At 31.3% G+C, this 21289-nt stretch carries 22 protein-coding genes; 11 read left to right on the forward strand and 11 right to left on the reverse strand.

The window, feature by feature from the left end:
* Positions 1-6: 6 nt before the first annotated feature.
* Genes P9515_RS00365 through def form a run of 3 tightly spaced genes read right to left on the reverse strand, consistent with a single transcriptional unit; the run spans position 7 to position 1310 of the window.
* On the reverse strand, positions 7-294 hold the full coding sequence (locus P9515_RS00365) for a hypothetical protein (protein ID WP_011819401.1): 288 nt from the start codon (positions 292-294) through the stop codon (positions 7-9).
* 47 nt (positions 295-341) lie between these two features.
* The gene (locus P9515_RS00370) at positions 342-683 is read right to left on the reverse strand and encodes a histidine triad nucleotide-binding protein (protein WP_011819402.1); all 342 of its coding nucleotides are present in this window, start codon (positions 681-683) and stop codon (positions 342-344) included.
* A 15-nt stretch (positions 684-698) separates the two neighbouring features.
* Positions 699-1310 carry a peptide deformylase gene (def, locus tag P9515_RS00375; RefSeq protein WP_011819403.1) on the reverse strand — a complete coding sequence of 204 codons (612 nt, stop codon included), beginning with the start codon at positions 1308-1310 and terminating at the stop codon, positions 699-701.
* A gap of 80 nt (positions 1311-1390) precedes the next feature.
* On the opposite strand from def, the gene P9515_RS00380 reads away from it, so the two are divergent.
* Positions 1391-3319: an alpha/beta hydrolase family protein gene (locus P9515_RS00380; RefSeq protein ID WP_011819404.1), complete on the forward strand. Its 1929-nt coding sequence runs from the start codon at positions 1391-1393 to the stop codon at positions 3317-3319.
* Here the strand turns inward: P9515_RS00380 and P9515_RS00385 are convergent.
* From P9515_RS00385 to sufB, 4 genes are read right to left on the reverse strand one after another with little or no spacing between them, the layout of a single operon-like run.
* A complete protein-coding gene (locus P9515_RS00385; RefSeq protein WP_011819405.1) occupies positions 3316-4593 on the reverse strand; it encodes a SufS family cysteine desulfurase in 1278 nt (425 codons plus the stop codon). The two genes, P9515_RS00380 and P9515_RS00385, sit on opposite strands and share 4 nt — an antisense overlap.
* The gene (locus P9515_RS00390; RefSeq protein WP_011819406.1) at positions 4593-5810 is read right to left on the reverse strand and encodes a SufD family Fe-S cluster assembly protein; all 1218 of its coding nucleotides are present in this window, start codon (positions 5808-5810) and stop codon (positions 4593-4595) included. The genes P9515_RS00385 and P9515_RS00390 overlap by 1 nt, the downstream gene beginning before the upstream one ends.
* Before the next feature lie 7 nt (positions 5811-5817).
* A complete protein-coding gene (gene sufC / locus P9515_RS00395; protein WP_011819407.1) occupies positions 5818-6600 on the reverse strand; it encodes a Fe-S cluster assembly ATPase SufC in 783 nt (260 codons plus the stop codon).
* Positions 6601-6619: 19 nt separating this feature from the next.
* Positions 6620-8062 (reverse strand): Fe-S cluster assembly protein SufB, encoded by a 1443-nt coding sequence (sufB, locus tag P9515_RS00400; RefSeq protein WP_011819408.1) that lies wholly within the window; start codon positions 8060-8062, stop codon positions 6620-6622.
* A 99-nt stretch (positions 8063-8161) separates the two neighbouring features.
* Between sufB and P9515_RS00405 the strand changes: the two genes are divergently transcribed.
* From P9515_RS00405 to P9515_RS00425, 5 genes are all read left to right on the forward strand, one after another.
* Entirely contained in the window at positions 8162-8524 is a 363-nt protein-coding gene (locus P9515_RS00405; protein ID WP_011819409.1) for a hypothetical protein, read from the forward strand.
* A 265-nt stretch (positions 8525-8789) separates the two neighbouring features.
* A complete protein-coding gene (locus P9515_RS00410) occupies positions 8790-9896 on the forward strand; it encodes a DUF4912 domain-containing protein (protein WP_011819410.1) in 1107 nt (368 codons plus the stop codon).
* A gap of 12 nt (positions 9897-9908) precedes the next feature.
* Positions 9909-10079, forward strand: a complete 171-nt coding sequence (locus P9515_RS09460) for a hypothetical protein (RefSeq protein WP_011819411.1) — start codon at positions 9909-9911, stop codon at positions 10077-10079.
* 33 nt (positions 10080-10112) lie between these two features.
* A complete protein-coding gene (locus tag P9515_RS00420; protein WP_011819412.1) occupies positions 10113-11750 on the forward strand; it encodes an alpha-D-glucose phosphate-specific phosphoglucomutase in 1638 nt (545 codons plus the stop codon).
* 33 nt (positions 11751-11783) lie between these two features.
* The gene (locus tag P9515_RS00425; RefSeq protein ID WP_011819413.1) at positions 11784-13070 is read left to right on the forward strand and encodes an AAA family ATPase; all 1287 of its coding nucleotides are present in this window, start codon (positions 11784-11786) and stop codon (positions 13068-13070) included.
* Here the strand turns inward: P9515_RS00425 and P9515_RS00430 are convergent.
* Positions 13067-13723 (reverse strand): 4'-phosphopantetheinyl transferase family protein, encoded by a 657-nt coding sequence (locus tag P9515_RS00430; RefSeq protein WP_011819414.1) that lies wholly within the window; start codon positions 13721-13723, stop codon positions 13067-13069. The two genes, P9515_RS00425 and P9515_RS00430, sit on opposite strands and share 4 nt — an antisense overlap.
* Between P9515_RS00430 and bcp the strand changes: the two genes are divergently transcribed.
* Positions 13723-14190, forward strand: a complete 468-nt coding sequence (gene bcp / locus P9515_RS00435; protein WP_011819415.1) for a thioredoxin-dependent thiol peroxidase — start codon at positions 13723-13725, stop codon at positions 14188-14190. The two genes, P9515_RS00430 and bcp, sit on opposite strands and share 1 nt — an antisense overlap.
* Positions 14191-14195: 5 nt before the next feature.
* Here bcp and P9515_RS00440 read toward each other — a convergent pair whose 3' ends face one another.
* Together P9515_RS00440 and P9515_RS00445 are read right to left on the reverse strand one after the other, a co-directional pair.
* Complete coding sequence (locus tag P9515_RS00440; protein WP_011819416.1) at positions 14196-14876, reverse strand: type III pantothenate kinase; 681 nt, start codon at positions 14874-14876, stop codon at positions 14196-14198.
* Positions 14877-14893: 17 nt separating this feature from the next.
* Positions 14894-15616, reverse strand: coding sequence for a phosphoadenylyl-sulfate reductase (locus P9515_RS00445; protein WP_041710533.1), 723 nt, complete (start codon positions 15614-15616; stop codon positions 14894-14896).
* 94 nt (positions 15617-15710) lie between these two features.
* Between P9515_RS00445 and P9515_RS00450 the strand changes: the two genes are divergently transcribed.
* From P9515_RS00450 to P9515_RS00465, 4 genes are read left to right on the forward strand one after another with little or no spacing between them, the layout of a single operon-like run.
* Positions 15711-16898 (forward strand): NAD(P)/FAD-dependent oxidoreductase, encoded by a 1188-nt coding sequence (locus tag P9515_RS00450; RefSeq protein WP_011819418.1) that lies wholly within the window; start codon positions 15711-15713, stop codon positions 16896-16898.
* A gap of 56 nt (positions 16899-16954) precedes the next feature.
* A complete protein-coding gene (locus P9515_RS00455) occupies positions 16955-18763 on the forward strand; it encodes an SLC13 family permease (protein WP_011819419.1) in 1809 nt (602 codons plus the stop codon).
* 9 nt (positions 18764-18772) lie between these two features.
* Positions 18773-20176, forward strand: coding sequence for a TrkH family potassium uptake protein (locus P9515_RS00460; RefSeq protein ID WP_011819420.1), 1404 nt, complete (start codon positions 18773-18775; stop codon positions 20174-20176).
* Between the two features lie 18 nt (positions 20177-20194).
* Positions 20195-20899, forward strand: a complete 705-nt coding sequence (locus tag P9515_RS00465) for a potassium channel family protein (protein WP_011819421.1) — start codon at positions 20195-20197, stop codon at positions 20897-20899.
* Here P9515_RS00465 and P9515_RS00470 read toward each other — a convergent pair.
* On the reverse strand, positions 20896-21207 hold the full coding sequence (locus P9515_RS00470; protein ID WP_011819422.1) for a ribbon-helix-helix domain-containing protein: 312 nt from the start codon (positions 21205-21207) through the stop codon (positions 20896-20898). The two genes, P9515_RS00465 and P9515_RS00470, sit on opposite strands and share 4 nt — an antisense overlap.
* Between the last annotated feature and the right edge of the window lie 82 nt (positions 21208-21289).

Below are 21289 nucleotides of genomic sequence, written 5' to 3' on the forward strand. Positions count from 1 at the left end.
TATCTTTTATGAAGATGATTGCCCAAAACCTATTAGCGATAGTGCCCAATCTGGAAGGTTAAGGTATGACAATAACCTTAAATCAAATTCATGAACTTTTAGAATCGAAATATCCATTAACCACCATATTAAAAAAGGTAAATTGAACAGAATTTGCAATTGCCATTTGTAAGTTAAAACTTTCCAAATTTTGATTAATACTGATTTCTGAGAATCTTCTAATCCTTCCCAATTTTCGATGATTAGATTTAAGAAATTATTAGGCTTACTATTTAAAGATTCAGGAGTCTTCATATTCTTTTATTCTTACTTATAGCTAAAAATTAACTTTTTTGAGAGTTTTATCCTGGCGGCCAACTCATTTTTCTGCCGGCTAAAAAATGTATATGTAAATGAAATACTGTTTGTCCGGATTCTTCCCCAGTATTAATCACTGTTCTCCAATTCTTTAATTTCTTCGATCTAGCAATATTTTTTCCTACCAAAAGAAGATGACCTAATAAATCTTTATCCTCTTCTAAACATTCATATAAACTAACTAGCGGTTTTTTAGGAATTACTAAAAAATGAACTGGAGCTTGAGCGGCAATGTCATCAAATGCTATACAAAGCTCGTCTTCATAAAGCTTTTCACAGGGAATTTCACCATTGATTATTTTGCTGAAGATTGTGGTTTGAGTCATTAATAATTTTGATTATTAAGATTGACTTATTGGAAACACATCTTTCATTTGGAATCCTTCTTTTTTTAGTTCAGTTTTTAAATCTTCTTTGGATGTAACTCTGTCTACAAAAAGAACCCCCCTTAAATGGTCCACTTCATGTTGAATGCATCTTGCTAAAAGTCCATCAGCATTCATCTTTCTTGGTCTTCCCATCTCATCACTAAATCTTAATTTAATTGTTGATGGCCTGACTACATTTAAATATACACCAGGTATACTCAAACAACCTTCTTCATAAGAATTAAGAGTGTTACCAAAAGCTGTTATTTCTGGATTTATCAAAATAAGAGGCTCTGCTGCAGAGTCTTCAAAATTTATATCAATTACAAGTAATTCTTTACTAATACCAACTTGTGGAGCGGCTAAACCTATTCCTTTCGCAGAATACATACTTTTTAGCATGTCTTTTGCTAAATTTCTTGTATCTAAATCAACCTTTCCAATTCTTTTGGCATTAGTTCTTAAGACATCATTACCTAATTTAAATATTTCTAATGGAGGGTTTTCTATGACCTCCTTCTTAACTTTTGAGGAAGAAAGTTCATTGCGAGATTTTTTTGCTAACTGTGAAAAATTATTTGCCACGATATCTATTAGGGTGTTATTAAAAAGTTAGAATATAAAAATATTAACACTTATTTGAAACTTTGAATGCAATAAAGTAAATGATAAATCACAAAACTTTGCCCATTAATAATGTTTTTAAGAAAAAGCCAGTTTTTAATCAAATATCATTTTGTAAAAATATTATTTTTTGGATAGATATAGTTAAAAAAGGAAAAACATATAGCAACTCTATTTTTGCAAGACCATTTAATCAAGAAGAGGCAGGTATTCAAAAATTAACTGGAGATGAGTTTAATATTAAAAGTCATTTTCATGGTTATGGAGGTAAATCTTATCAATGTATAGAGGTTGATGAAAAATTATATTTAGTTTGGATAGATGAGATTTCTGAATCACTTTGGATTCAAGTTTTTACAGTTAATAAATCAGAAACTATAAATAATAATCAATATCTTTTATGTAAAAATAAACCAAGGCAATTAGTGGAATCATTAAAGGGTAATTTTGATTCTTCTTTTGCGATAACTAATCAAAACATTTTACTTGGATTATATGAGTTAAATAATAAGGACTATTTATTCTCTGTTGATATACGAAAAAGTAAACAAGAAATACGAATATTGAGAGAGTTTGATGATTTTGCTGGAAATTTATCTTTAAGTAAAAATGGAAAAAATTTGTCTTGGTTGGAATGGAAAACACCATTTATGCCTTGGGAAAAAAATGAATTATTTTTCGCAGTAATTAATCAAAATGGAGTATTGGATAAGATCAAAAAGTTTAAAAATGATAGTATTAACTTAAATAAAAATGTATCTTTTTTCCAACCTTATTGGATACATGAGGACATCATCGTTTGTTCTGAAGACAGCTCAGGATGGTGGAATTTATTATTTATAGATGTAAGTGATATTAACAATATAGTTATCAAAAAAAGAATTTTAAAAGAGTTTTTTGAATATGGAATTCCTCAATGGATTTCTGGCTTGTCATTATTTTCTGGATCTTTTAATAATTTATTTTGTTTAGCTAAAAATAAATGTTCTTGGGTATTGGAACAATATATCGATTTTTCATTAGTGAGAACAATAGATTTACCTTATGATTTATTGAGAGATTTACATGCTGTAGATGATAACTTAATTTTAATAGGTTCTAGTAATACTTGTAATGAAAGATTATTGGAACTGGAATGTAATAATAAAAGGCTTATTAAGCTCTCTAAAAAGTCGTTTTTTTTATCTCAAAATAATTGTTCAAAACCAGAATCTTTTTGGTTCAAAGGTTTTAATAATCAATCCACACATGCATTTATCTATAAGCCACTTTATGAAAGATTTGTAAACTCACCATTAATCGTTAAAGCACATAGTGGGCCCACTTCTTGTTTTGATGGATCTTTAAATTCGGAAGTTCAATATTGGACTTCCAAAGGATTTATGGTTGCAGAACTTAATTATGGTGGTTCCTCTGGTTTTGGTAGAGAATATAGAGAAAGATTAAATTATAAATGGGGAATCCTTGATTCTTTTGACTGTAAAGCATTGGTACTCGATTTAATTAGATTACATCTTGTTGATAGTTCTAAAGTCGCAATCTTAGGTAATAGCGCTGGAGGTTTAACTGCAATTAATGCTTTATGTGAAGGTGATCTTTTTAAAGTGGCAATTTGCAAATACCCTGTTATTGATTTAAATGATATGCATCATAAAACTCATAGATTTGAGAAAGGGTATTTAAATTCTCTCATAGGTGAATATTCAACTTGTCTTGAAAAGTATCAAATTCGATCACCAATTAATAAAATAAATCAATTGAAAAAGCCAGTTTTATTATTTCATGGGAAGAAAGATTCAGTGATTTCATATAAAAAAACATCACAAATAAAAGATTTACTTATCGGAAATAATAAAAATTCAGAAGTTATATTTTTTGATAATGAAGGGCATGGTTTTAAAAATTTAGATAATAAGCAACAGGTTCTTATAAAAACTCAGAAATTTTTAGAGAGAACTTTAAATATTTAAGAATTAAGTCTTAAAAAACTAATAGTTTCTTTCAGTTTTTCGATAAAAGCATTTATATCGTCTTTCGTAGTTGTGAAGTTCATGCTAACTCTTGCTGTTGAATTAACTCCGATATGTCTATGCAATGGTTGACAACAGTGATGTCCGCTTCTTATACAAATACCTTTTGAATCCAGAATCTCAGCGATATCGTTTGAATGTATTCCCTTTATATAAAACGTTGCTAGTGAAGCTCTATTAGGGTCTATCTTTGGTGGAGGTCCTATTATTACAAGATCTTTAATTTGACTTAGTTGTTCAAATAAATATTTTGTAATTTGCTTTTCGTATTCACTGATACGATCTAAGCCAATATTGTTGATATATTTAATTGCTTCCGCTAATCCTATAGCCTCTGCAATAGCAGGAGTACCTGCTTCAAATTTGTGAGGAAGCTCTGCCCAAGTACTTGTATCTTCAAAAACATCTTGAATCATTTCACCTCCACCAAAAAAAGGAGGAATTTCCTCTAATATCTCTTTCTTTGCCCATAAGAAACCTATACCTGTTGGTCCACATAATTTATGTCCTGAACCTGCTAAAAAATCTATACCTAATTCATCAATATCTAACTTTTGATGAGCTAAACTTTGACAAGCATCAAGCAGAACTAAAGAACCCTTAACCTTAGCTAATTTGGTTATTTCTTTTATTGGATTACAGCAACCTAAGGTATTGCTTATGTGCAATAAACTGACTAGTTTTGTTTTATTTGTTAATTTGGACTTGAAATCATTTATATCTAATTTTCCGTCTTGATCAATTCCGACAAATTTCAGTTTGCATTGGTTTTTAGCAGCTACCATTTGCCAAGGAACAATATTACTATGATGCTCCATTACTGACAAAATAATTTCATCATTCTCTTTTAACGTGAATTCTCCCCATGATCTTGCAACTAGATTGATAGCTTCAGTTGCATTTCTTGTAAAGATTATTTCTTGCGTTGAATTTGCATTAATGTATTTAGCAACTAAAGATCTTGAATTCTCAAATTCTTCTGTTGCTTTCGCACTTAATTGATGAGCACCCCTATGAACGTTTGCATTGAATTTTTTATAATATTCTTCAATTTTTTCTAGAACTTGGCTTGGCTTTTGTGTTGTTGCAGCGTGATCTAGATAAATAATTTTATTTTTGCTTTTAAAATTATTCTCTAATAAAGGAAAATCTTTTTTATCTACCAAATTAAAGTTTTTTTTGACTATTTGCGGGAAATTTTTAATTGTTTCCATTAATTTTCTTTTAAAAGTTTATCAAGTAAATCCCATCTATCTTTAGAAATAGGAATACTTGAGATTATTTCTTGAATGTAAGAACTTAATTGTAGTTTACTGGCTTCTGCGAGTGTGAGTCCTCTTGATCTCATATAGAAAATTTCTTCTTCGTTTAATTGTGAAATAGTTGCACCATGTTTGCATTTTACGTCGTCAGCGATTATTTCTAACTGAGGTTTAGTATCTATTTTTGCGAATCTTGATAAAAGTAAATTTCTGCTTAATTGGGACGCATCTGTTTTTTGGGCAATTTTCGGAACAATGATTGACCCTTCAAAGACAGCATGTGATTTATCATCTGCTAAGGATTTATTAATTTGATCTAAGAAACCATTGGGGCCGTTAAAATTCATGTTTGTATAAGTTGCTATTTGGTCGTTGTTTTTCGTTATTTGTATTCCTTTTATGTTTGTTTTAGCATTCCCATCTAATTGATTAATATTGATTTCAAATCTTGCATAATTAAATTTGAAATGTAATGATCCTAGGCTGTATTCACTTTTTGCTTTTTGAATTACATTTAAAGAATTCAATAAATTAGATTTGCTTTCTCCATAGGAAACCACACCATGATTTACCGAAGTATTTTCCTCTAAACAGAAATAAGTTGATTGAGATAATGAAGAATTTTCGTTCCCTAGATTAATTTGTAATAAATCGATTTTAGAATTTTTATCAAAGAATAAAATAAGTGTTTTAGCGTTAAAAGATTCCGGTGATGAAGCACTAAATATTTCAATAGGAGGAATTTTATTCCCAGATATACTTAAACCTAAGATATTTTTTTTAGAACTTAAACAATGATTTAGGAGGTCACTCCAATGATTATTTTGATCAAAATTAGAGATGTTTTTTTTGATGTAATCAGCTATTTCGGTTTCTCGTAATTGTTTTATTGAAAAGTTTTCTTCTTCATAATTGATTGAACTATCTTCACCTATTATTAGTCTAATTATGTTTTGAGATGTATTCGTATATGGGAGATTAATTTTAGATTCTTTATTTTTATGAATATGATCTAACAAGCTTGAAAATTTCGATTTATTGGAAAGTCTCCAATATTCACTTTTGACATTTGGTAATGGATTTAATTTTAATTTGTTGAGACAAAATTTTTGAATCTCAGATGGGTTACTAAATAATTCATTTTTTTTGATCTCTTCAATAATTTGCATTTATCTATCACTCTTTTATAAATTTATCAGTCCATTCATAACCATATTTTTCCAGTTCTAAGGCCAGATCGCTTCCTCCGGTTTTTATTATTTGACCATCTGACATGACGTGAACATAATCGGGTTGAATTTCATCTAATAATCTTTGGTAGTGTGTGATTAATATGATTCCTGTTTTTTCATTAGATATCTTTTTAATACCTGAAGCAACGATTCTAAGAGCATCAATATCTAAACCTGAGTCAGTTTCATCCAATATTGCTATTTTGGGTTCTAATAATGCCATTTGCAATATTTCATTCCTTTTCTTTTCCCCACCTGAAAAACCTTGATTAATACTCCTTGATAAAAACGCAGAATCCATTTTTACTAAGTCAAGTTTTTCTTTTACTAAGTCCTCAAAATCAAAGGTATCGAGTTCCTCTTTATTCAGAAATTTTCTTCTTGCATTTGTTGCAACTCTTAGAAATTCCAGATTACTTACTCCTGGAATTTCAATTGGATATTGAAAACCGAGAAAGATACCAGATTGAGCCCTCTCTTCTGGTTCTAAAGATTGAATATCATTTCCGTTGAATTTTATTTCTCCTTTAGTTACTTGGTATGACGGATGACCGGCAATAATCTTGGAAAGAGTACTTTTGCCACATCCATTTCTTCCCATTATTGCGTGAATTTCTCCAGGTTTTACTGAAATTGTCACCCCTTTTAAAATTGGAAGATTCTCTATAGATGCAAATAGACTATTGACTTCTAATATTGGATCTAATGCTTTTGATTTGATTTGCATCACAATTTAATAAATTAATTTAACCTACCGACCCTTCCAATTTGAGGGCAAGTAGCTTGTCGGCTTCAGCTGCAAATTCCATTGGTAGTTGATTAAATACATCTCTACAAAAGCCACTTACCATCATTGATACAGCCTCTTCAAATTCAATCCCTCTGCTTTGTAAATAAAAAAGTTGGTCTTCAGAAATTCTACAAGTACTTGCTTCATGTTCAATTTCTGAATTTGGTTGTTGAGATTGAATATAAGGAAAAGTATTTGCAGCAGCTTGATCTCCTATCAACATTGAGTCACATTGACTGTAATTTCTTGATCCAACAGCTTTTGAACCCATTTTCACAAGACCTCTGTAACTATTTGCCGACTTACCAGCGCTAATTCCTTTACTAACTATTGTTGATTTAGTTTTAGGACCAATGTGAATCATTTTTGTGCCAGTATCGGCTTTTTGAAGATTATTAGTAAGTGCTACAGAATAAAATTCTCCTACAGATTCTTCTCCTAAAAGAAGACAGCTAGGATATTTCCATGTTATTGCAGAACCTGTTTCAACTTGAGACCAACTTATTTTACTTCTTTTTCCTAAACATTTACCCCTTTTGGTGACAAAATTAAAAATTCCGCCAACTCCGTCTTCATTGCCAGCATACCAATTTTGTACCGTAGAATATTTAATTGAAGCATCGTCTAGGGCTACAAGTTCAACTACGGCTGCGTGCAAAGTATTAGTATCAAACATTGGAGCTGTACATCCTTCTAGGTAGCTAACTGAGCTGGCTTCTTCTGCGATAATTAGAGTTCTCTCAAACTGACCGGAATCCCCGCTATTAATTCTGAAATAAGATGAGAGATCCATAGGACATTTAATTCCTTTTGGTATATAAACGAATGAACCATCACTAAAAACAGCAGAATTTAATGCTGCAAAGTAATTATCATTAGCTGGAACTACAGAACCTAAATATTTTTCTATTAAATCCGAGTGATCTTTAACTGCCTCACTTATAGAACAAAATATTACTCCATGCTCTGCAAGTTCTTTTCTGAACGTTGTTGCTATAGAAACACTATCAAAAACTGCATCTACAGCAACATTTGTGAGCTTTTTTTGTTCAGTAAGAGGGATGCCTAGTTTGTCAAAGGTTTCTAATAGTTTAGGATCGACTTCATCCAAGCTTGAAATTTTTTCTTTTTGTTTTGGTGCAGAATAATAAATTATATCTTGATAATCAATTTTTTTATAACCTAGCTCTGCCCAATTAGGCTCTACCATTTTTTGCCATTTTTTAAAAGCATTTAATCTGAAATTAAGTAAATATTCAGGCTCTTCTTTTTTGACTGAAATTAATCGAATAATATCTTCATTTAGACCTTTGGAAATCTTTTCAGTTTCAATATCTGTAACAAAACCATATTTGTATGGTTCTGAAACGACATCTTTAACTAGATTCTCGCTTACCATGATCGTATAAAGTTAATCTATTTCGATTTATCCTTCTATACTTTAACTAAATATGTGACAAATATTGCGTTTTGATCCTTAAATTAAATTAAAAAATTAATGCCTAATCAAACTAATTCTTTTTCAAGCCCTTTAAGTTATGAGATTGTTGAAGATATAGAACAATTGAATTTATCAATAATCCAAAAACACCATATAAGATTACTTGCTCATTGTCTTGCGATTTTAAAAGAGATAGTAAAAGAAGATATATCTCCGCTGGAAGAAGATGAGCGCCTTAGAGAATGGTGTGAAAAACAATCCAAGAAATTTAATGATGAAAATTTTAATCAACTTTTTTACGAACAAATGTCTTCTGCTTCTCAAAAATTAAACGCTTATTCCCAGAGCATTGAAAAAAACCTCAAAGAATTGGATCTCGAGGATTTAATTCTATTAGTCGCACAAAATCAAGAATATTAATTATGAAGTGATCCCGAAGAAAAAATATATTTTTGTTGAGTTCTTAACAATTCAAGGTAATAAAATTTAAAAAATAAGAAAATTAATTTAGAACGTATAATTTCCAAGATTTGTCTAAAACTCTTTTGTAGCAACTATTTATAAAGAAGTTGTAAATTTTAAAAAATTGAAAGTAGTCAGAAGATCCTGACGACTGCCTCTAATAACCCGCAATCAGCCCAAAAAAAGAACATACTTACTCCATGCAATTTATGGAGTTTTAAAAGTGGTTGATGGGATCAAGAATAAAGAAAATTTACTTAGTTTAACCCTCAGACAACTGCGTAAAGAAGCAAGTAAATTATCTGTCCCCTTATATAGTAGAAAAACAAAAGCCGTATTAGTTGATCTTATAATCAAATATCAAAAGAAAGTTGATGATAAATCTAATCAAACCAAAGATAATAAAATTTTTAAAAAAATATCAAATCCTATTGATCAACCATCAAAAGAATCAGTTGATACAAAAGTTGTATTTTTGCCTAGAGACCCTGAATGGGCTTATGTTTTTTGGCAAATCTCAGAAAGTGATCGAGAAAAAGCTCAGTCTTTGGGTGCTAGTAAAATATGTCTTCGCTTGTATGATGCTACTGGTCTCGGAGAAGGGGAATTTAATCAAGGAACTCTAAGAGAAATTAATGTCGATAGTCATAGCACTGAATGGTACTTGCCAATTCCTCTGGCAGATAGAGACTACAAAGTCGAATTGGGCTATAAGTATGGGTTTAAGTGGATGTCTCTAGCTTTTTCTTCAGTTAGTCATGTACCAGGCTCTCTTCCTTCAGAACAGATTTTAGATAAATTTGTTCCTTTTAACCTTGATTCACCAGCGGTATCCGACTCTTCTCCAGGGATACAAAGTCCCATGGGACAAGAAGCTAATGCATTACATGAACGCTTATATCAGGCAGCTACAAGTTTTTCTACTAGAAGAAAAGTAGGATCTGAGGAATTCATGGAAGATTTAAATTCTACAAATTTAAATTCAAACCTTTCCGATTCTGGAGCAGGACAATGGTCTTCAGGTTTAAATGAATCTGGTAGTGGAATAGTTAAAAATAGATCTTTTTGGTTGGTTGCTGATGCGGAGTTAATTGTTTATGGAGCGACAGATCCAACTGCCAAGCTTACAATTGGCGAGGAAGAGGTTCCTTTAGCTGCTGATGGCACGTTTAGACTTCAAGTTCCTTTTAGAGATGGCTCTCAAAAATATGAAATTAAAGCTGTTGACTTTTCTGGTGAACAAGAAAAAAATATAACTATGAAATTTGATAGGGCTACGCCACATGATGATACAAATGAAAAAGATAATGCAGAGACTGAATGGTTTTAAATAATTAAATCAATGTTGAAAAAAATTGTTGCTTTTACGCCTTTATTTGGAGCTTTAACTTTTCCTCTTATAGTCCCTATTACAATTTCTAAGTTTGGAGTTAATTATGGCATTCTCAGTGCATTAGTAATTTCTTCCTTATGGTTTATCGCTATGTTAAGAACATCCGAAATGCCTCATTAATTTAGTTAGATTTTTTTAAGTTTTATAAAAATCATGACTGAAGTAAAAGTAATTCATATAAATAACCCTTTTCAAGATCAAAAGCCAGGTACCTCAGGTTTGAGAAAAAGTACTATAAGGTTTCAAGAAGAGCATTACTTAGAAATATTTATAGAAGCAATTTTTAAATCACTTAAATCTTTGCAAGGTTCAACTTTGGTTGTCGGCGGTGATGGTAGGTATGGAAATATCGCAGCAATTAAAAAGATCATTCAAATTTGTGTCGCTCATAAAGTCAGAAAAGTTATTATCCCCAAAAATGGTTTATTATCAACACCTGCGACCTCTCATTTGATTAGAAAAGAAGGAGCTATTGGAGGTATTATTCTTTCAGCAAGTCATAATCCTGGAGGACTTCAAGGTGATTTCGGAGTGAAATTAAATATTTCGAATGGTGGACCTGCACCTGAGTCGCTAACTAATCAGATATATCAATGTTCTCAATCACTCAAAAGTTATAAAATTAGCAAAATTCAAATACCAGACTTAGATAAGTTTGGTGTGTTTTCATTTGGTGAAACCTCATTAGCAATAATTGATGGATTAAAGGATTATTCAGATTTAATGGAGAGTATTTTTGATTTTGATCAAATAAGTGATTTTTTAAAAAGAGATTTCTCGTTAATTTTTGATGCTATGAATGCAGTTACTGGTCCATATGCAAAAAATATTTTTGTCGAAAAAATGGGTCTTGGTGATGATTGTTTAATGAACGGAGTTCCATTAGAGGATTTTGGAGGGTTACACCCTGATCCCAATCTTACTTATGCCTCTAAGTTAGCGGACTTATTATTAGTTCAAAAATCTTATAGTTTTGGAGCTGCCTGTGATGGTGATGGTGATAGAAATATGATTTTAGGTCAGGGATGTTTCGTAAACCCAAGTGACAGTCTTGCAGTTATAACTGCTAATTCAAATTGTATCCCCGGATATAAAGATGGGATCTCAGGTGTTGCAAGATCTATGCCTACGAGTTCAGCTGTTGACTTTGTGGCTAGTGCTTTAAATATTCCTTGCTTTGAAACACCAACAGGATGGAAATTTTTTGGAAATCTCTTGGATTCTAATTTAATTACAATTTGTGGAGAAGAAAGCTTCGGAACTGGTAGTAATCATGTTAGAGAAAAGGATGGCTTATGGGCGGTTTTATATTGGCTGCAAATTTTAGCTGTGAAAAATTGTTCAGTAAGTGAATTAATGCAAAACCACTGGAAACAATATGGAAGAAATTATTATTCAAGGCATGATTACGAGGCTATCCCTTCTAATGTTGCGAATCAAATATTTAATAATCTATCTTCTATGCTTCCAAATTTAAAAGAAAATAGGTTTGCTGGAAATTTGGTAAAACGAGCTGATAACTTTTCGTATTTAGATCCAGTAGATAATTCTATTAGTAAAAATCAAGGATTAAGAATCATACTTGAGGATAATTCTAGAGTAATCTTACGTTTGTCAGGGACTGGTACTAAAGGTTCAACTTTAAGATTATATTTCGAAAAATTTGCAAGCTCTGAACAAAATTTAGATTTAAATCCTCAAATAGCTCTAAAAACTTTAATTAATGATTTAGATCATTTATTGAATATTTCAAAACTTACCAAAATGGAAAAACCTACTGTCATTACGTAGATTTTAAAAATGATTTATTCTTAGGTAAAAAAGATGTCCGATAATTTATTTAGTAATGCTTTTCAAATTCAAAGTAACGCTCCATTAGCGGACAGATTGAGGCCGAAGACTCTGGATGACTTTTTCGGTCAAGAATCAATCTTAGGAAATAATTCTTTATTGAGAAATGCAATATTGAACGATAAGGTTGGAAATATAATTTTTTCTGGTCCACCTGGAGTAGGTAAAACAACTTTAATTGAGATAATATCTTCTAATACTCGTTCCGCATTAATAAAGTTGAATGCTGTTTTGTCTAGTATTAAGGAGTTACGAACTGAAATAGCTAACGCAAAGGAAAGGTTACTTAGTTCAAATAGAAAAACAATTTTATTTATTGATGAGGTTCATAGATTTACTTCAATACAGCAAGATGCTCTGCTTCCCTCAATTGAGAACGGGACCATTACTTTTATTGGTGCTACGACAGAAAATCCTTTCTTTGCTGTAAATAAAGCTTTAATAAGTAGAGCTCGTGTTTTTTCATTAATTCCTTTGAATACTAATGATTTGAGGAAAATAATTGAAAAAGTAGTAAATTATTACGCTTGTCTTGAAGATCCAAAAGCTATCGAAATAACCGAAGAGGCAATTAGTCATTTAATAAAATATTCTGGAGGCGATGCGAGGAATCTCATAAACGCTTTAGAATCAGGTATAAGCATTACGAAGGAAAATAAAGATAAATTAGTTTTTATTGATCTCTCTATAGCTGAAGATTCAATTCAAAAGAAAAATATTGTTTATGACAAAAATGGACAAAATCATTTTGATGTCATTAGTGCATTTATAAAATCTATTAGGGGTTCAGACCCAGATGCGACCTTATATTGGCTTGCTAATATGGTTGAAGCAGGTGAAGATCCAAATTTTATTTTTAGAAGACTTTTGATTTCTGCTAGCGAGGATATTGGTCTCGCAGATCCTAATGCAATAGTTGTTGTACAGTCGTGTTGTGATGCTTTTGATCGAGTTGGTTTGCCTGAAGGATTATTTTTTCTTTCTCAAGCCTCTTTATACCTAGCAATTTCTCCAAAGAGTAATAGTACTAAATCAATTTTTAAAGCAGTAGAAGCAATTAAGACTACTAATGTATCGTTGGTTCCCAATCATCTTAAAAATAATGCTAGTAATTACTTAAATCCGCATAATTATCATGAGAACTTGTTATCACAAGAATATCTTCCAACTGAGTTAAAAGGAATAAAATTTTGGCAACATAAAAATTCTGGATGGGAAAAAAATAAATATGATGATTTAGTTAAAAAACGAAAAAGTTAGATTATCTTCGAGCTGCAAATAATATTAGATATTAATTGAGATATATCTTTATACGCTAAGGAGATAGTCCATTTGTAAAAAGTAATTTGGGTGAATTTTAACTTCAGTTTCTTCGCATTATGAAAAAGTGTTTTTTCATTTTCATAATATTGCCATTCTTTTAGGTCTTCAGATAATTTGCCATGATTCCATTTTATAGCGGCTTCAATTGCACACCATTGATTTAATATTGATTTTTTGTATGATTCGCTCGTTTGATTGGATTTTTTTGAGGTTAAGAAATATTTTTTTGCTAATTTCATATAACTAAAATCTCTATCTACTCTTTCGATATCAATTCCGATTTTTTTTTCATGCCAAACTAATATAATCGCATCACAGCAATGACTAAAACTCAAATAGCCCATCCCTTTCGGTAATTTAGGAGGCTCTCCAGGATCTGCAATTATGGGTATTTCTAATGGATTTATATTAAAAAGAGTTCCTAAAGACTGTCTTATGTAAGCTCTGCTTTCTAAAAAAATATTTGCTCGTTGCTTCGAAAGCTTATTTGCGATTTCTAGTTCTTTCAGTGTTGCGACATCTTGTACACCTTTTATCTTATGAAACCAGATTTTTGGTATTTTAGAATCATAGTTATTTAATAATGTCAATGGCTCTTAGGGTTGGTGATGTGGCACCAGAATTTAAATTAAAAGACTCTTTTGAAAAAGATGTATCTTTAAAAGATTTTAAAGGTAAAAGAATAATACTATATTTTTATCCAAAAGATAATACTCCAGGCTGTACTAAAGAAGCTTGTAATTTTAAGGAAAATTGGGATTTACTTAAGCAAAATAATTTTGTAGTTATTGGAATTAGTAAGGACAGCTCTGCTTCACATCTTAAATTTATTGAGAAATTTGACTTGCCTTTTGTTCTTTTGACTGACCCTGAACCTTTTAAAGTTTCTTCTGATTATGACAGTTACGGTCTTAAAAAATTTATGGGAAAGGAATACATGGGAATGATGAGAAATACTTTTTTAATTGATGCTGATGGTAAAGTTGAAAAAATTTACTTAAAGGTTAAAGCAGCTATCATGGCAGACCATATTATTTCAGATTTAGGATTAAGATAAATATTTCAGTGATTGAAATGTGTAATCATACCTTGCATAACTAAATTCGGGGCGATAACAATATCTTTATTCTTTTGCTTTAATCTACTTCCAATTAATTCAGAGTCACCTCCGCATATAATCAAAATGTCTTTTGCGGGTTCAAATGATGAATTAATTACACCCATTAGAGAATTAGATACACCTTTTAACATTGCATCTTCTGTATTAATTAAAAAATCTTGAATAGGGATATCATATTTTTTAGGAGCTTTGAGATTCTTGGTAAATTTTTCCATAGATCTCAGTTGCGTAAGAAAACCAGGTGCAATTTGCCCACCGATAATAGAGCCCTCCGCAGTTAACTTCGTAAGTGATAAAGTCGTCCCACAATCTGCTACTAATAGGTTTTTCTTGGAGGGATTTTCAATTATTTTTGAAGCTTCCAAACAACCAAGAGCTCTATCAACTCCAAAATAATGCGGAAGGTTTTGTAATTTAATATCTTTAGTAGTTATTTCATTTTCTTGTTTAAGAGACAAATCAGTCAGTTCCCCAACTGATGCCCAAACTAAACTCTTTAAATTGATATTTTGCGGTATTTTACTATTCTTTTGTGTGTGAAAGAACCTATACTGATTTTTTAAATTTTCTGCCCAGTGAAGTCTGCTATTGCCAACTAATAAAAAATGATTTCTTTCGAACATGATCCTGAAAGAAAATTTTAATTTTCAGTATGAATTCCACACTCTTGCTTCATCCCCCTAAATCTTGTTGACCTGCCTTCATTCTCTATACTATCAGGAGAGCTAGAATGCCAATCACCTACAGTTGAATAACCTTTTGAAAAAAGTGGGTGAGAAGGTAATTGATTTTCTTTCATGTAATAATAAATATCTTTGTTTTTCCAGTTCAGTAATGGCCTTAAAGAAAGTCGGTTTCGTATTACATCAACAAATTTCATTTTATTTCTATTATTCGTTTGTTCTGATCTCACACCACTAGCCCAGCAATTAATGTTATGACTATCTAAAGCCTTTTCTAAAGGTTTGACTTTTCTTATGTCATGGTATTTATCTAAGTCACTAGATTTATTAGTTTCCCAAAGTTTGCCATATAGCGATTCCATTCTTGCCGGCGATATTTCACTTTGTAAAACCTCAATCTCTAAAGATAAATCATTAATAAGTCTCTCTGCATATTTATATGTCTCTGAGGGTAAGTAACCTGTATCTATCCAAAAGATTTTAATTTTCTTTTGTAATGAGCATTCATTCACCATATGCAATATCACTGATGACTGTATCCCAAAGCTTGTAGTAATAGCAAAGTGATTATCAAAGTTTCTATAACCCCATAACATTATTTCTTTTGAGGTCATATCTTTTAATTTTTTATTTTGCTCTTCTAAATTAAGTTTTATACTTTCTAGAGTTTTCTCAATCATCATCAAAGGTAGTTAGGATTTTGAGGTTATACGCTCAGTTTGAAGATTATTCGTTTAATTTAATAATACATTTAGTATTAACAATATAGCCTTCATGAAATCAATAAAAAAACCAATAGTAATAGTTGGCGCAGGCTTTGGAGGTATGACAGTTGCCTCAAATTTAAAGCGACTTAATCCCTCTTTGCCAATTCTAGTCGTTGATTCTGAAGCTAGGTTTTTATTTAAACCTCTAATGTATGAGGTTATAAGCGAAGAATTGTCAATGTGGGAGACTACTCCTGAATTTTCAAAAATATTTTCAGACTTAGGTATTACTTTTTTGAGAAATTGTTTAACCAAAATTAGATTTGATGAAAAAATTCTTGAATTTAATGATGACTTACATATAGGTTATGAATTTTTAATTCTTTGTACAGGCTCAGTATCTAGTAATTTCTCGGTGAAAGGTGTTGATGAAAACTGTTATTTTTTTAATAACTTAAAGGACCTTACAAAGTTAAAGTCTTTTTTGAAACAATTTCAAAATAACAAAATAAAGAAGAACTTATTTGTAATTGGAGCGGGTCCTTCAGGAGTAGAGATTGCTTGTAAAATTCATGATACGTATAAAGATAAATTTGATATTTCTATTGTTGAAAGATCTAATGAAATTTTAGGTCAAAATAAGATTTTTAATCGTGAAGAGGCTGAAAAAGCTTTAGAGAGAAGAAAAATAAATATTCTGTTAAATTCAACTGTTCAAGAGATTTCAGAAAAAAAAATTAGTATTTTGAATGATTCTGAGATTAAAAAGTTAGAACAAGATGTTGTAATTTGGACTGCTGGTATTAAACCTAACCTGCCTTATATTGACGAACAAGTAAAACAAATAAAGGGAAGAATTTTAGTAAATAACAAATTTCAGATAGAAAATTATTTGAATTCTTTTGCTATTGGAGATATTTCAATCATTCAAGGCATGGAGGAATTGCCTTTGACAGCTCAAGTTGCAATGCAACAAGGAGACCATCTCGCTAAAAATATCGAACGAATCTTTCTAGAACAAGATCTTTTGCCTTTTGATTTTCAAGATAATGGTGAAATGATTAGTTTAGGAATGGGTGAAGCCTCTATCTCCGCTTTGGGTGTAACTTTATCCGGGAAGTTAGCATTCGAGGCAAGAAGGTTGATATACGCTTCAAAAATGCCTGACATTAGCAGAAGTTTAAAATCTACCGCTTCTTGGTTATTTCAAAAAAAATCTATTATCAATAAATTTGTTAACAAAAGACCAAAATAAAGGTTTAACTTTTTTGACATATTGTTTATAGGTATATTTAGTTAAATAAGTTTGATATGAATCTATTTTCTTTATTTAGTAATAATTTTGATGCTCTCATAACAGTATTAGTTTTGTTGCTTTCATTAATTTTATTTATAAGAAACACAATAGCCCCAGAATTGACTGGTTTATTATGCGTTGGAATATTTATTGTAACTGGAGTTTTAACTCCTGAAAAAGCCCTAGCTGGATTTGGAAGTCCATCGCTAATTACTTTGATGGGTTTATTTGCAGTTTCATCTGCATTATTTAAAAGTGGCGCATTAGATAGAGTCAGGGAACTTATATCCTCTGAAAATATAAAAACGCCTAGAAGATTAATTACGCTTATAACTTTTTTAATAGCGCCAATATCTGGAATAGTTCCTAATACGCCAGTTGTAGCATCCCTTTTACCCTTAATTGAAGGCTGGTGCGAAAGGCGAAATATTTCTCCTTCCAAAGTCCTTTTACCTTTATCTTTTGCGACTCTGTTGGGAGGAACACTCACATTATTAGGGAGCTCAGTAAATCTTTTAGTAAGTGATATTAGTCAGCAATTAGGCTATGGCTCTCTTGAATTATTTAGCTTGACTTCAATAGGTATTCCAGTGTGGTTAATAGGTACAACATATATGATCATGGTTTCTGATGTTCTTTTGCCTGATAGAGGAAGAAATAAAGATTTTATTAAAAAAGGTAATATGAATATTTATTTTACAGAAGTCACCATTCCTTCCTCTTCTGAATTAGTTGGTCAATCAGTAAGGAATAGTAGATTACAAAGAAGATTTGATGTTGATGTTCTTGAGTTGCAAAGAAACGGAGAAGTCATACTACCTCCGCTTGCAGATCGGAAATTTGAGCCTGAAGATAGATTGATAGTCCGTGTTACGAGGGCGGATTTATTACGTTTACAACAAGAACATACAATTTTATTAGCTGAAAATAGGAGATCTTTAAGCGGTACTAATCTTCTTTCTACTGAAGAAGGTACGAAAACTTTTGAAGCTTTGCTGCCTGCAGGATCTACTTTGGCAGGAGCAAGCTTGAGAGAATTAAGATTTAGGCAACGCCATAACGCGACAGTTTTAGCCCTTAGAAGAGGACAACAAACTGTCCAGGAAAGATTAGGTCAAGCCGTTTTAAGAGCTGGAGATGTTTTACTACTTCAGGCACCTCTTGACTCAATAAGAGGTTTGCAATCAAGTAATGATTTATTGATTTTGGATCAATTTGAAGATGATTTACCAGTTTTAATTAGAAAACCAATTGCAATTGCAATTGCAATTGGTATGGTTATTTTGCCTTCTTTAACTAATATTCCATTAGTGGGAGCAGTTCTATTGGCAGTTATCGCGATGGTTGCTTTTGGATGTTTACGCCCAGCTGAAATTCAAAGATCAATTAGGCTCGATATTATTCTATTATTAGGTTCACTTTCAAGTTTTAGTGTGGCTATGCAAGTCACTGGGTTGGCTGATCTAATAGCTATAAATTTGGATTTTATTTTAAATGGTATGCCACTATATTTTGCTTTAATGGTAATTTTTGTGGCGACTGTAATACTTACTCAATTTATAAGTAATGCCGCTTCTGTTGCGTTAATATTGCCTGTAGCTATTCAGTTTTCAATTGTTTTAGGGATATCACCAAATGCCCTAATAATGCTTGTTTTGTTCGGTGCAAGTCAATCTTTCTTAACTCCAATGGGTTATCAAACAAATTTAATGGTGTACGGACCTGGACGATATAGATTCTTTGATATTGCAAAATATGGTGCTGGTTTAACACTTATAATGTCACTGACTGTCCCAGCATTGATAATCTTAAATTTCAAATAAATAATTAAAGTGAATATAAATAAAACTGTTTATAAATTCAAGGAAGTATATAGAAAGTTATCTGTACCTCAATTCACAATTGTCACAGGATTAATTATTGTTTTTTTTGGGACCTTAATTTTAAGTTCTCCATTATGTTCTTCATCAGATGTGGGCTTGTGGGAAGCATTCTTTACATCTACTTCTGCCATAACTGTTACAGGTTTAACTATTATTGATATAGGGGTTGATTTAAATATTTTTGGGCAGATATTCTTGGCGTTTATGCTTTTATCAGGTGGTTTAGGTTTAATGGCTATTACTACTTTCTTACAAGGATTTGTTGTCAAAGGAACTCAGCTTAGAACCAGATTAGACAAAGGTAAGACTCTAGATGAATTTGGGGTAGGTGGTATTGGAAGGACTTTTCAAAGTATTGCTATAACTGCTACGACTATTATTTCTTTTGGGGCAATTATTTTATATTTCTTTGGATTTTTAGAAATTCAAAATAATTGGGAAAGACTTTGGTCCGCAATTTTTCACAGTATTTCTGCTTATAACAATGCAGGTTTTTCTTTAAGGTCTAATAGTCTCCAAGAGTATAGATCTAATTTTGTTGTCAATATTGTATTTATCTTTTTAATTGTTATGGGAGGACTAGGTTGGAGAGTAATTGATGATCTGTGGAGGAATAGAAAAAATCTTTCATATAAGAAATTGAATCTTCATTCTAAATTAGTTATAAGGACAAGTTTTTCCTTAATATTTTTTGGATCATTAGGTTTTTTTATTACAGAGACATTATTGAATAGTCAATTTTTTAGTGACTTAAACTTCTTTGAGAAAATTTTATCCTCTATTTTTGAAACTGTTAGTGCAAGAACTGCTGGATTTACAAATTTTCCAATATCTTTAAATTCAATCTCAGATACTGGTCTTTTGTTATTAATGACTTTGATGTTTATTGGAGCAAGTCCTGGTGGTACTGGTGGAGGAATAAAAACTACAACTTTTATTGCTTTAATGGCAGCAACTAGATCAACATTAAGAGGACAAAAAGATGTAATTATAAGTAACAGATTAATTTCAGATAAAGTTATTTTGAAAGCAGTTGGAATAACTGTTGCTTCATTACTTTTTGTTCTTTTGATGGCGATGTTATTAAGTACTACGAATACTTTTATTAAAAAAGAATCATTTACGTTTCTAGAAATTCTTTTCACTTGTATTTCGGCATTTGCAACAGTAGGTTTTGATATCGGTTTGACAGCTAAATTAAATCATTTTGGTCAATTTATTCTAATAATTGGTATGTTCGTAGGAAGACTTGGGATTCTATTGCTTTTAAGTGCACTTTGGCAGGCACTATATAAGAGTAGAATAGAAAAACAAAAAAGAATTGGCTTTCCGAAAGCTGATCTTTATGTATAGCTTTTACTTACATTAATTATGGCTGATTGGTGGCAATGGTCTCCACACAAAGAAGAGGAAGCTTTAACTTTTGCAGTTGTAGGAGTTGGCCGATTTGGTACGGCTGTTTGTAGAGAACTGATTAGTAATGGCGCAGATGTATTAGCTGCAGATTCTTCTGAGAAGGCTATTGATGATTTAAGACAATTAGAACCTTCTATTGAGGCAAGAGTTATAGATTGTACTGATGAAGAGTCAATGAAGGAATCTGGTATTTTAGAGATGAATACAGTTGTGGTTGGCATTAGTGAGCCTATAGAAGCAAGTATTACTACTACTCTTATTGCTAAGGATAGTGATGGAACAAAAGTAAAAAGAGTAATTGCAAGAGCTACGAGTGATTTACATGAAAAGATGTTGAAAAGAGTAGGAGCGGATAAAGTTGTTTTCCCTTCTAGAATGCAAGGGGAAAGATTAGGCTTAGAACTTGTCAGACCCAATTTGATTGAAAGATTAGAATTGGATAATCAAACTGGTATAGATGAAATTACTGTTCCAGAGGAATTTATTGGTAGATCTTTAAGAGATTTAAATTTAAGAAAAAATTATTTAGTTAACGTTCTTGCTGCTGGTCCTCAAGAGCAATTAACAGTAAATCCTCCTGCCAAATATATTCTTGAGAGAGGAAATATTTTGGTGGTTATGGGAAAAACGGTAGATTTACAGAAATTACCTCAAAATTAATCATTTTGGGTCTGGTTTTTTGAATATCTAATCCTTTGGGGAGCTCCTTTTAATCTTTTAATACTGTGTCTTTCTAATGTATCTCTAAAGTTATCGGTATTTATTTTCGTATCTGATATCAGAGATTGAGCTTCTTTCTCAAAATAATTTTTTATACCTTCCTGAATCAACACTTTTGCCATATTACTTACAGTTCTTGATTCACTCTCAGCTAAAGTAGTTAGCTTTTCACAAATCGATTCTGGAAGAACCACTTGTATCCTAGGAGATTTTGGCCTCCCGTTAGTAGAGTTTTGGCGGGTTGCCATGAGTCTAACTGCATAACTGTTACTTCTAAGTATACACAGTTAGTCAAGGGTAGTATCTTTGTGTATATTATTAAGTAGGGTT

Origin of the sequence: Prochlorococcus marinus str. MIT 9515 (genome assembly GCF_000015665.1) — a bacterium.
GTDB classification, from domain to species: Bacteria; Cyanobacteriota; Cyanobacteriia; order PCC-6307; family Cyanobiaceae; genus Prochlorococcus_A; species Prochlorococcus_A marinus_P.

Coding starts and splice junctions, on each gene's coding strand:
- P9515_RS00365 (WP_011819401.1), bottom strand. CDS start 294: ATGAAGACTCCTGAATCTTTAAATAGTAAGCCTAATAATTTCTTAAAT.
- P9515_RS00370 (WP_011819402.1), bottom strand. CDS start 683: ATGACTCAAACCACAATCTTCAGCAAAATAATCAATGGTGAAATTCCC.
- P9515_RS00380 (WP_011819404.1), top strand. CDS start 1,391: ATGATAAATCACAAAACTTTGCCCATTAATAATGTTTTTAAGAAAAAG.
- P9515_RS00385 (WP_011819405.1), bottom strand. CDS start 4,593: ATGGAAACAATTAAAAATTTCCCGCAAATAGTCAAAAAAAACTTTAAT.
- P9515_RS00390 (WP_011819406.1), bottom strand. CDS start 5,810: ATGCAAATTATTGAAGAGATCAAAAAAAATGAATTATTTAGTAACCCA.
- sufC (WP_011819407.1), bottom strand. CDS start 6,600: ATGCAAATCAAATCAAAAGCATTAGATCCAATATTAGAAGTCAATAGT.
- sufB (WP_011819408.1), bottom strand. CDS start 8,062: ATGGTAAGCGAGAATCTAGTTAAAGATGTCGTTTCAGAACCATACAAA.
- P9515_RS00405 (WP_011819409.1), top strand. CDS start 8,162: ATGCCTAATCAAACTAATTCTTTTTCAAGCCCTTTAAGTTATGAGATT.
- P9515_RS09460 (WP_011819411.1), top strand. CDS start 9,909: ATGTTGAAAAAAATTGTTGCTTTTACGCCTTTATTTGGAGCTTTAACT.
- P9515_RS00420 (WP_011819412.1), top strand. CDS start 10,113: ATGACTGAAGTAAAAGTAATTCATATAAATAACCCTTTTCAAGATCAA.
- P9515_RS00425 (WP_011819413.1), top strand. CDS start 11,784: ATGTCCGATAATTTATTTAGTAATGCTTTTCAAATTCAAAGTAACGCT.
- bcp (WP_011819415.1), top strand. CDS start 13,723: ATGGCTCTTAGGGTTGGTGATGTGGCACCAGAATTTAAATTAAAAGAC.
- P9515_RS00440 (WP_011819416.1), bottom strand. CDS start 14,876: ATGTTCGAAAGAAATCATTTTTTATTAGTTGGCAATAGCAGACTTCAC.
- P9515_RS00445 (WP_041710533.1), bottom strand. CDS start 15,616: ATGATTGAGAAAACTCTAGAAAGTATAAAACTTAATTTAGAAGAGCAA.
- P9515_RS00450 (WP_011819418.1), top strand. CDS start 15,711: ATGAAATCAATAAAAAAACCAATAGTAATAGTTGGCGCAGGCTTTGGA.
- P9515_RS00455 (WP_011819419.1), top strand. CDS start 16,955: ATGAATCTATTTTCTTTATTTAGTAATAATTTTGATGCTCTCATAACA.
- P9515_RS00465 (WP_011819421.1), top strand. CDS start 20,195: ATGGCTGATTGGTGGCAATGGTCTCCACACAAAGAAGAGGAAGCTTTA.
- P9515_RS00470 (WP_011819422.1), bottom strand. CDS start 21,207: ATGGCAACCCGCCAAAACTCTACTAACGGGAGGCCAAAATCTCCTAGG.